The organism is Noviherbaspirillum denitrificans (genome assembly GCF_002211445.1).
GTDB classification, from domain to species: domain Bacteria; phylum Pseudomonadota; class Gammaproteobacteria; order Burkholderiales; family Burkholderiaceae_D; genus Noviherbaspirillum; species Noviherbaspirillum denitrificans.
On record NZ_LSTO01000001.1, the window covers coordinates 3,560,476 to 3,569,811 of the forward strand.

The window sequence follows — 9,336 nt, forward strand, 5'->3', positions numbered from 1 at the left end:
CAAGGTCCTCGACGACGACAAGCTCCGCGCGCATCGCCTGCTGCAGCGCAGGCAGCGAGCCGCCGGTGCGGTACTGCAGTGCGACCCGTAGCGTGTCGCCCGCGCGCACGTGGACCGGCTCGCCAAGCGGCAGCACCATATAGTTGTTCAGCCAGTCGATGGTCGTCCCCTGCTGCATGAGCACATGCAGGATGTTCTTGGTGATAAAGCGCAGCGCATTGACGGTGCCGCCCTGTGTCATCGTGAAACACCCTTCCCACTGGATTGTCTCGGCGGTGTCCTCATTGAAGTCGAGGACACTGTAGACGGCAGGCTGGGCCATCTCGATGCTGCCGGGATGGATGAACGACAGGTCCTGGAACTGGACGATCGGCGCCTGGTAGCCGTGGAAATCATAGGCTTGCTGCAGCGGTTGCACGGCCATGATGGCGGCTTCTGGAATGAAGACCGGCAGCTTGCCGCCGAAACGCTGGCGGTAGCGGCGCTTGAAGGCTTCGATCACCTGCACCTGCTTTTCGCGCAGCATGCCGACATGGATCATTTCGCAGATCACGACGTCTACCGGTTCCGGCGGCAGGTAATCGAAGGCATCCGCATGGACCACTTCCACCCTGTCGCCATTGGCATTGCGCGCAAGGAGCCGCCGCGCCTCCGCCACCAGGTCCGGGTTGAACTCGACGCACCAGACCTTTTCCGCCTTCGCTGACGCAAACCATGACAGCACCCCGGTCCCGCCGCCCAGTTCCAGCACTTTCGCGCCGGGGAACACGGCGGCGTCGATGGCGGCCTTGAAGCCGTCCATGCGCCGGTTGTCCATCAGCATATTGTGGTGGTAGTGGAGTGGAATGAATTGTCCGAGGTAGCAGCTCTCGATTTCGCGTTCGGTCAGCATGTGTCTCCCTGTCCGGTTGTCTTGGAGGCGCAAGCACAGGGCTTGCAGGATGCTGACCATTATCGTGCGCTGTCCTGGAAGCAATAGTTCAGGACAGCACGGGAATTGGCATCTTGTTTATCTTTTTGCCTCGGGGTGGCACGGGGTTTGCATGACATTGCTTGACCTGGCTCAATTCAAGGCCAATACAACAATTTTTCTCTAAGTTTGGAAAAGGCACGAAAATGATCCTGCACCGACTCAATCATGCCGACATGACGCAAACCGTTCCGTTCCCGATGCCGCATCAGCCGCAGCCCCAGCAACAGCAGACGACCGCGACTGTCCATGACCTGCGCGCACGTTGCTCGGCGTGCAGCATGCACCAGCTGTGCCTGCCGATGGGCCTGAATGAACTGGACATGGCCAAGCTGGACCAGATCATCGGCCGTCGCCGCAAGGTGCCGCGCGACGCCCACCTGTACCGTGTTGGCGACCCGTTCACCAACCTGTACGCCATTCGCCTGGGCCATTTCAAGACCCACCAGATCAATCCGAGCGGCGACCAGCAGATCACCGGCTTCCAGATGGCCGGCGAACTGCTCGGCATGGATGCCATCAGCACCGACCGCCACCATTGCAACGCCATCGCACTGGAAGACAGCGAAGTGTGCGAAATCCCCTTCGCCCGCCTCGAAGCGCTGTTTGCCGAAATGCCCACCCTGCTCCATCACTTCCACCGGATGATGAGCCAGGAAATTACCCGTGAGCAAAGTGTTATGCTTTTGTTGGGGAATATGCGTGCGGAACAGCGTTTTGCCGCCTTCCTGACGAACTTGTCCGCACGTTATTCGGTGCGCGGTTACTCATCCACCAGCTTCCAGCTGCGGATGACGCGTGAAGAAATTGGCAACTATCTCGGCCTGACCATCGAAAGCATCAGCCGCCTGCTGTCCAAGTTCAAGAAGCAGGGTTGGATCAAGGTCAACAACCGGGAGCTGGAACTTCTCGATCCGGCCACCCTGAAGGCCGTCGCGCAGGGCACGCAAAGCTGCGCCTGATCCCAAATCCAGGCTGAAACAAAAAAGGCGAGCCATGTGCTCGCCTTTGTTTTTTCACAATCCCTTGAAGCTCCCGCGTCCCGCCGGGCTTTCGTGCGGCACGCCCATCAGGTAGCAGGTCAGCATGCTGGCAAGGGAACAGAATAGCCAGAAGCAGAAGAATCCGACGGTGTACACCGCCAACGGCTTGATGTCCGGATAACTCCCGAACAGCGACAAGTCATAAGGGTCGAACAGCGAGAAGAAAAATCCTTCCGCGACGATAGCCACCAGAAACGACGGCCACAAAACGACCATCATCAGTCGCGCCATCAACCTACCCTCCTTTCACTCCGAACAATCGGCGTAAAGCTGCTACCGGATCCAGCACGTAGGCATTCCCACTTTCGAACTATTGACATTCCCGGTTTCGGGAACGCCATTCACGAGAATGAGAAGAAACGGGCTGGGGATATTGTGCATCAGCATTTCATTTCATGCCACATGTCAGACAATACCCTACATCGAAGTTACCGTTGCGCCACTTGGTCCGCCTGCAATTCAACCTGCTGCTGTTGCGGCCATAGCCATTCCCCGGCAAGGCGCCAGTCACGCTGCTCGCCTTCGACCACCACTTGCCAACGGGCGATGTCCAGCAGCGGGATCGTGATGGCGAACTTGCCCTTCTGGTCGGCCCAGGTATCGAGTTTCAAATCTTTCAACGGCTGCGTCGAGTGCACCAGGCTTACGTGCAGCTTTCCGGAGAACGGCTGCTTCTGGCTGCTGATCACGCCGACCAGCTGGCCGCTTGCAGGTTCGTAGCGCAGCGCGGCGTCCATGCCCATTGCCGCCGCCTTGCGGTCGCGGCTCAGGTCCTGGTTGATCGCCTTGCCCTGCTTGTAGTAATCGTCGACGACCAGCGCGTCCTGGTTGGAGAACGCGAGATAGGCCGTGTAGCAGCCGGCCGCTACGACCAGTGCCGGACCGAGCATCAGGAACCAGGGCCAGCGGTGCTTGTACCAGGGTTTGTGCGTGGTCATCTTGTTCGGAATGGCTGCGGACTGCATATAAGCTCCTTATCGCGGCACGATGAATACCGCTTTTTCCTTCACGTGCAGGCGCTCATCGTCGACAGCCTGCAATTCAAATGCGATCTTGTTCGAGCCCTTCTCGCCCTTGCCCGCCCCGATGCGCACACGTACCGGCACGGCACGCGATTCGGTGGCCTTCAATTCGACCTCTTCCGAGGAGGAAAGTGCGATCGAATCGATACCCGACACGCTCAGCTTGTACTTGTGCGGCTTCTCGTCGGTGTTCATGATCTGGAGACGATAGACGTTCTCGATCATGCCGTCCTCGACTTCGCGCCCCATCGAACCGCGGTCGCGGATCACGTCCATTTTCAGCGAGGTACGCATCATCAGCGAACCCGAGAACACGCCGACGATAACCACCAGGATGGCGGTGTAGATCATCACGCGCGGGCGCATCGAACGCTTGCGGATTTCCTTGTCCGACAGGTGGTTGCGCATTGCATTGTCGGTGGAGTAGCGGATCAGGCCGCGCGGCGCACCGACCTTGTCCATCACCGAGTTGCAGGCGTCAATGCAGGCTGCGCAGCCGATGCACTCGTACTGCAGGCCGTTGCGGATATCGATGCCGGTCGGGCACACCTGCACGCACATCGAGCAATCGATGCAGTCGCCGAGCGAGGACTTGGCGGCCGACTTGCTGCGCGCACCGCGCGGCTCGCCGCGTTCCTTGTCATAGGTGATGATCAGCGTGTCCTTGTCGAACATCGAGCTCTGGAAGCGCGCATACGGGCACATGTACATGCAGACCTGCTCGCGCATCCAGCCGGCATTGCCATAGGTGGCGAAGCCGTAGAACAGCACCCAGAACCACTCCCACGGGCCCAGTGACAGCGTCTTCACCGATTCGGCCAGTTCCAGGATGGGCGTGAAGTAGCCGACGAAAGTGAAGCCCGTCCACAGCGCAAGCAAACCCCACACGAGGTGCTTGGCGGACTTCTTCGCGAACTTCGATGCCGACATCGGCTGCTTGTCGAGGCGCATGCGCTGGCTGCGGTTGCCTTCGATCTTGCTCTCGATCCACATGAAGATTTCGGTGTAGACCGTTTGCGGACAGGAGTAGCCGCACCAGAGACGGCCACCTACCGCAGTGAACAGGAAGAGCGCATAGGCGCAGATGATGAGCAGCAGCGCAAGATAGATGAAGTCCTGCGGCCACAGCACGATGCCGAAGATGTAGAACTTGCGGGCGGCGAGGTCGAAGAGGACGGCCTGCCTGTCATTCCACGACAGCCACGGCAGTCCGTAGAACACGAGCTGCGTCAGCCAGACGCAAACCCAGCGCCAGCTGGCGTACCAGCCCTTGATTTCACGGGGGTAGATTTCCTCCCGCGCCTTGTACATCCGAATGACGGAAACCTTCGGTGCAGGTTCACTCATTATGTTCGACTCGCTTGATCTTTATTTCATAAGGAACCCCGATGGTACCTTATGGAATAAGCATGGCGGAGGCGACTCGCGCCACCGCCATGCAATTACAGCCGATTACTTCTGTGCGACTGCGGAGCTGTTGTTGGAGAGGCTCCAGACATAAGCAGCCAGCAGGTGCACCTTGTCTTCGCCAAGGAATTCCTTGAACGCAGGCATCTGGCCGTTACGGCCCTTGCGGACGGTTTCCATGATGGTCTCCACACCGCCGCCATACAGCCAGGTCTTGTCGGTCAGGTTGGGCGCACCCATCGCCTGGTTACCCTGGCCGGTCGGGCCGTGGCAGGCTGCGCAAGCCGCGAACTTCTCCTTGCCGAACGAAGCCTTGATCGGATCCGCGGTCGAGCCGGACAGGCTCAGCACGTAATGTGCAACCGCTTCCACTTCCTTGTCGCCGCCGACTGCAGCGCCCATCGGGGGCATCATGCCGTTGCGGCCATTCAGGATGGTGGTCTTGATCGTTTCCGGCTCGCCGCCGTACAGCCAGTCCTTGTCGGTCAGGTTCGGGAAACCCTTGTTGCCGCGGGCATCGGAACCATGGCACTGCGAGCAGTAGGTCAGGAACAGGCGCTCGCCGATGGCGTGTGCTTGCGGGTCCGCTGCCACGGTCTTCAGGTCCTGCGACTGGTACTTGGCGAAGATCGGGCCGTAATCGGCATCCGCCTTCTTGAGCTCTTCCTGGTACTCGCCTGCAGATGCCCAGCCGAGCTTGCCCTTGAAGGAACCCAGGCCGGGGTACAGGACGAGGTAGACCACGCCGAAGACGATGGTGATGTAGAACAGCCACATCCACCAGCGCGGCATCGGGTTGTTCAGCTCGGTCAGGCCTTCGTCCCAGCTGTGACCGGTCGTATCGGCTTCCTTGCCCGCTTCGATGACGATCTTCGCCTTGGACTGCACCCACAGCAGGATGAAGCAGCCGGCAATACTGACAACCGTCAGGATCGCGACGTAAAAACTCCAGAATTCATTAATAAAATCAGCCATGTTGTTTCTCCGCAGCTTGCGATTGTTCGTCGGCGAACGGCAGGTTGGCTGCCGCCTCGAAGTCTGCGCTGCGACGCCCGCTGTATGCCCACCAGACGATACCGATGAAGGTCAGGAAGCTCAGCACGGTCATCACATTGCGCGCATCGAAAATCAGGGATTCGAAGTTCATGATTACCTCTTCGCCTTGATCAGGATGCCCAGGCCTTGCAGGTAAGCGACGAGCGCATCCTGTTCGGTCTTGCCTTCGAGCTGCTTGGGCGCATCAGCAATGTCCTGGTCGCTGTACGGATGGCCGAGCTTGCGCAGGGCGATCATCTTCGGCGCGGCCGATTGCGGATCGAGCTTGGTCGTGGCCAGCCACGGATAGCTCGGCATGTTCGACTCCGGAACGACGTTGCGCGGATTGTCGAGGTGGGTACGGTGCCAGTCGTCGCTGTAGCGGCCGCCGACGCGTGCCAGGTCAGGACCGGTACGCTTGGAGCCCCATTGGAACGGGCGGTCGTACACGTACTCGGCGGCGACCGAGTAGTGGCCGTAACGCTCGGTCTCGGCGCGGAACGGACGGATCATCTGCGAGTGGCAGTTGTAGCAGCCTTCGCGGATGTAGATGTCGCGGCCGGTCAGGCGCAGCGCGGAGTACGGCTGCAGGCCGGCGACCGGCTCGGTGGTCGACTTCTGGAAGAACAGCGGAACGATTTCAACGAGGCCGCCGACGCTGATCACGAGCAGAACCAGGCCGATCAGGAGCCAGGGATTCTTCTCGATCAGTTCATGTGTAAACTTTTTCATTGTTGCTCCTTGATTCAAGCGTGCGACGCGAGTGCCGGGATGCGCGCATCAACGGTCTTGCCGCCGCGCACGGTCATCAGCGTGTTGTAGGCCATGATCACCATACCGGTCAGGTACAGGAGGCCGCCGCCAAAGCGGATCACGTAGTACGGATAGGTCGCCTTCACGGACTCGACGAAGGTGTAGGTCAGCGTGCCGTCGGCATTCACCGCGCGCCACATCAGGCCCTGCATCACGCCGGCAATCCACATTGCTGCGATGTACAGCACGATGCCGATGGTGGCCACCCAGAAGTGGACTTCGACCAGGCGAACGCTGTGCATTTCCTTCTTGCCGAACAGGCGCGGCAGCAAGTAGTAGATTGCGCCCATGGAGATGAAGCCGACCCAGCCGAGGGCGCCTGCGTGCACGTGGCCGACGGTCCAGTCGGTGTAGTGCGACAGTGCGTTCACGGTCTTGATGGACATCATCGGGCCTTCGAAGGTCGACATGCCGTAGAAGGACAGCGAAACGATCAGGAACTTCAGGATCGGGTCGTTGCGCAGCTTGTTCCATGCGCCGGACAAGGTCATGATGCCGTTGATCATGCCGCCCCAGGACGGTGCCAGGAGAATCAGCGAGAACACCATGCCGATGGACTGGGTCCAGTCAGGCAGCGCGGTATAGTGCAGGTGGTGCGGACCCGCCCACATGTAGGTGAAGATCAACGCCCAGAAGTGCACGATCGACAGGCGGTAGGAGTACACCGGCTTGTCGGCCTGCTTCGGGATGAAGTAGTACATCATGCCCAGGAAGCCCGCGGTCAGGAAGAAGCCCACCGCATTGTGGCCGTACCACCACTGGACCATTGCATCCTGCACGCCTGCGTAGGCGGAGTAGGACTTGGTCATCGTGACCGGGATCGCGGCGCTGTTGACGACGTGCAGCAGTGCGACGGCCAGGATGAAGGCGCCGAAGAACCAGTTGGCCACATAGATATGGGGTACTTTGCGCTTGACCAGCGTGCCGAAGAACACCACGGCATAAGAAACCCAGACCAATGTGATCAGGATGTCGATCGGCCACTCGAGTTCGGCGTATTCCTTGCCCGAGGTGAAGCCCAGCGGCAGGGAGATGGCCGCGGCGACGATGACGAGCTGCCAACCCCAGAAGGTGAAGGCGGCCAGTGCGTCGGAGAACAGTCGTACCTGGCTGGTACGCTGCACGACGTAGTACGAAGTGGCAAACAGCGCGCAACCGCCGAATGCAAAGATGACAGCGTTGGTATGCAACGGACGCAAGCGACCGTAGCTTAGCCAGGCGATGTCGAAGTTGAGTGCGGGCCAGGCAAGTTGTGCAGCGATGAAAACGCCGACCAACATGCCCACCACGCCCCACACTACAGTAGCGATCGCGAATTGCTTCACGACCTTGTAGTTGTAGTTCAGTGATGTATCCACGTACGATCTCCCAGGGTTAGTAACACGAATGGGGGGAGAGTACGATTGCGGGTTTTTAAAAACTTTGACCCAAGTCAAATTGACCCGAATCAAGGTAACCCTTCTGCGCGCAAGGCCATTTTCATAGGGAGAATGGCAGAAAACTAGTCCTTTTTATCTAGTCCTTTTTGCTTATTTCGGAGGCAGTTTTGTCAGACGACTCACCCACCTGCGGTCGGTCATCGTCCTGCAGGATGCGCATACCGGGACCAACGAGGTCGTCGAACTGTCCGGTGTCCGACGCGCGAAAGAAAACCCAGATCGCGATGAACACGATGATGATGCTGAGCGGGATGAGGAGATAGAGCGCTTCCATGTGAATCCTTCAGGCGGCCTTGAGCACTTGCTGCCCCGCCGGGGACGCCGATGTTACACGAGGAATGCGGCGCAGGCGCAATGCATTGATGACCACGACCGCCGAACTGACGGACATGCCGATGCCGGACAGCCAGGGATTGAGCAGGCCGACAGCCGCTGCAGGAATGGCAATGATGTTGTAGATCGTGGCCCAGGCCAGGTTCTGGCGAATCACCGCCATCGTTTGCGCGGCAGCGCGATAGGCGTCCACCACGGACGATATCCGTCCCGACAACAGGACCGTGTCCGCATGGGTCTGCGCGAGGGCCGCACCGCTGCCCATGGCAAAAGAAACATCGGCTGCTTTCAAAACGGCAGCGTCGTTGATGCCGTCGCCCACCATCGCAACCACCGCCCCTTCGCGCTGCAACCGCTGGACGAAGGCAAGCTTCTGGTCCGGCAGGAATTCGCCGTGGGCAGTGGCGATACCCAATTCGGCCGCGACGCGGCGCGTTACGCCCTCTTCGTCGCCGCTCAACAGGATGACATTCTTTCCATGTGACTGGAAATGCGCGACCACTTCCTTGGCATCGGGTCGCACTTCGTCGGCGAGGTCGAAACGTGCGAGCCAGCCGCCCTCCGTGCCGAGATACACGGGTGTGAAGCCGCCTGCGGCCTGCGGCGCCGGTGAACCGGCGATTTCTGCGACAAAGGTTCCGGAACCGAGTCGGTAGCGCAGGCCGCCGGCTTCCGCTTCCAATCCCTGCCCGGCGGTATGCATGATGCCGGAGACCGTGACGCCGCCCTGCCCGCCTGCCTTCGCTGCCGCTTCGACAATTGCATGGGCCAGCGGATGCGCGCTCGATGCTTCCATCGCGGCGGCCAGCGAGAGGCAACGTGCGGCATCATCCGCACCGAAGACGGCGATGTCACGCACTGCGGGACGGCCGAGTGTCAGTGTGCCGGTCTTGTCGAAAATGACATGCGTGGTGCGGTACAGCGTTTCGAGTACGTGCGGCTGAACAGCAAGGACGCCCTGCCTGACCAGCCTGTCGGTCGCCGCGGCAAGCGCGCTCGGCGTTGCCAGCGACAGTGCGCAAGGACATGAGACGACGAGCACCGCAACCGCAATCTGCCACGCGCGGGAGGGATCGACCCACTGCCATACACCAAAGATGACGACTGCAAAGACAAGCAATGCCGCAACGAACCATGCGGCAACCTTGTCCGCCCACAGCGACAGCTGCGGCTTGGCCTGGCCGGCGCGTTCGATCAATTTCACGAGCGTGGACAGCGTGCTTTCCTTTGCCATCCTGGTCACCCTGACCACGATCGCCTGCGTAGCGTTGACC

At 60.0% G+C, this 9,336-nt stretch carries 11 protein-coding genes; 1 reads left to right on the forward strand and 10 read right to left on the reverse strand.

Annotated features, from left to right (window positions below; translation table 11 throughout):
* Positions 1 to 892 (reverse strand): class I SAM-dependent methyltransferase (locus AYR66_RS17205; RefSeq protein WP_141104262.1); only part of this gene is annotated, 892 nt, incomplete at its 3' end.
* Between the two features lie 278 nt (positions 893 to 1,170).
* Between AYR66_RS17205 and fnr the strand changes: the two genes are divergently transcribed.
* Positions 1,171 to 1,932 carry a fumarate/nitrate reduction transcriptional regulator Fnr gene (gene fnr, locus AYR66_RS17210; protein ID WP_088709879.1) on the forward strand — a complete coding sequence of 254 codons (762 nt, stop codon included), beginning with the start codon at positions 1,171 to 1,173 and terminating at the stop codon, positions 1,930 to 1,932.
* Between the two features lie 54 nt (positions 1,933 to 1,986).
* Here the strand turns inward: fnr and AYR66_RS17215 are convergent, their stop codons facing one another.
* The 9 genes from AYR66_RS17215 to AYR66_RS17255 form a co-directional block, all read right to left on the reverse strand.
* Entirely contained in the window at positions 1,987 to 2,232 is a 246-nt protein-coding gene (locus AYR66_RS17215) for a hypothetical protein (RefSeq protein WP_337367190.1), read from the reverse strand.
* Positions 2,233 to 2,441: 209 nt separating this feature from the next.
* The gene (locus tag AYR66_RS17220; protein ID WP_234814927.1) at positions 2,442 to 2,978 is read right to left on the reverse strand and encodes a FixH family protein; all 537 of its coding nucleotides are present in this window, start codon (positions 2,976 to 2,978) and stop codon (positions 2,442 to 2,444) included.
* Between the two features lie 9 nt (positions 2,979 to 2,987).
* Positions 2,988 to 4,382, reverse strand: coding sequence for a cytochrome c oxidase accessory protein CcoG (gene ccoG, locus AYR66_RS17225; RefSeq protein ID WP_088708524.1), 1,395 nt, complete (start codon positions 4,380 to 4,382; stop codon positions 2,988 to 2,990).
* A 105-nt stretch (positions 4,383 to 4,487) separates the two neighbouring features.
* Positions 4,488 to 5,417: a cytochrome-c oxidase, cbb3-type subunit III gene (gene ccoP / locus AYR66_RS17230; RefSeq protein WP_088708525.1), complete on the reverse strand. Its 930-nt coding sequence runs from the start codon at positions 5,415 to 5,417 to the stop codon at positions 4,488 to 4,490.
* Positions 5,410 to 5,589 carry a cbb3-type cytochrome oxidase subunit 3 gene (locus tag AYR66_RS17235; RefSeq protein WP_088708526.1) on the reverse strand — a complete coding sequence of 60 codons (180 nt, stop codon included), beginning with the start codon at positions 5,587 to 5,589 and terminating at the stop codon, positions 5,410 to 5,412. Before AYR66_RS17235 ends, ccoP begins: the two co-directional genes overlap by 8 nt.
* A gap of 2 nt (positions 5,590 to 5,591) precedes the next feature.
* Entirely contained in the window at positions 5,592 to 6,209 is a 618-nt protein-coding gene (ccoO, locus tag AYR66_RS17240; RefSeq protein ID WP_088708527.1) for a cytochrome-c oxidase, cbb3-type subunit II, read from the reverse strand.
* Between the two features lie 14 nt (positions 6,210 to 6,223).
* Positions 6,224 to 7,648: a cytochrome-c oxidase, cbb3-type subunit I gene (gene ccoN / locus AYR66_RS17245; RefSeq protein ID WP_088708528.1), complete on the reverse strand. Its 1,425-nt coding sequence runs from the start codon at positions 7,646 to 7,648 to the stop codon at positions 6,224 to 6,226.
* A gap of 157 nt (positions 7,649 to 7,805) precedes the next feature.
* Positions 7,806 to 8,003 (reverse strand): cbb3-type cytochrome oxidase assembly protein CcoS, encoded by a 198-nt coding sequence (gene ccoS, locus AYR66_RS17250; protein ID WP_088708529.1) that lies wholly within the window; start codon positions 8,001 to 8,003, stop codon positions 7,806 to 7,808.
* A gap of 9 nt (positions 8,004 to 8,012) precedes the next feature.
* A partial coding sequence (locus AYR66_RS17255) for a heavy metal translocating P-type ATPase (protein ID WP_141104263.1) occupies positions 8,013 to 9,336 on the reverse strand: 1,324 nt, incomplete at its 5' end.

Bases quoted from the DNA above. Each gene is read 5' to 3' on its own strand.
- ccoO (WP_088708527.1), bottom strand. From the start codon at position 6,209: ATGAAAAAGTTTACACATGAACTGATCGAGAAGAATCCCTGGCTCCTG.
- AYR66_RS17220 (WP_234814927.1), bottom strand. From the start codon at position 2,978: ATGCAGTCCGCAGCCATTCCGAACAAGATGACCACGCACAAACCCTGG.
- AYR66_RS17235 (WP_088708526.1), bottom strand. From the start codon at position 5,589: ATGAACTTCGAATCCCTGATTTTCGATGCGCGCAATGTGATGACCGTG.
- AYR66_RS17215 (WP_337367190.1), bottom strand. From the start codon at position 2,232: ATGATGGTCGTTTTGTGGCCGTCGTTTCTGGTGGCTATCGTCGCGGAA.
- fnr (WP_088709879.1), top strand. From the start codon at position 1,171: ATGCCGCATCAGCCGCAGCCCCAGCAACAGCAGACGACCGCGACTGTC.
- ccoG (WP_088708524.1), bottom strand. From the start codon at position 4,382: ATGAGTGAACCTGCACCGAAGGTTTCCGTCATTCGGATGTACAAGGCG.
- ccoS (WP_088708529.1), bottom strand. From the start codon at position 8,003: ATGGAAGCGCTCTATCTCCTCATCCCGCTCAGCATCATCATCGTGTTC.
- ccoP (WP_088708525.1), bottom strand. From the start codon at position 5,417: ATGGCTGATTTTATTAATGAATTCTGGAGTTTTTACGTCGCGATCCTG.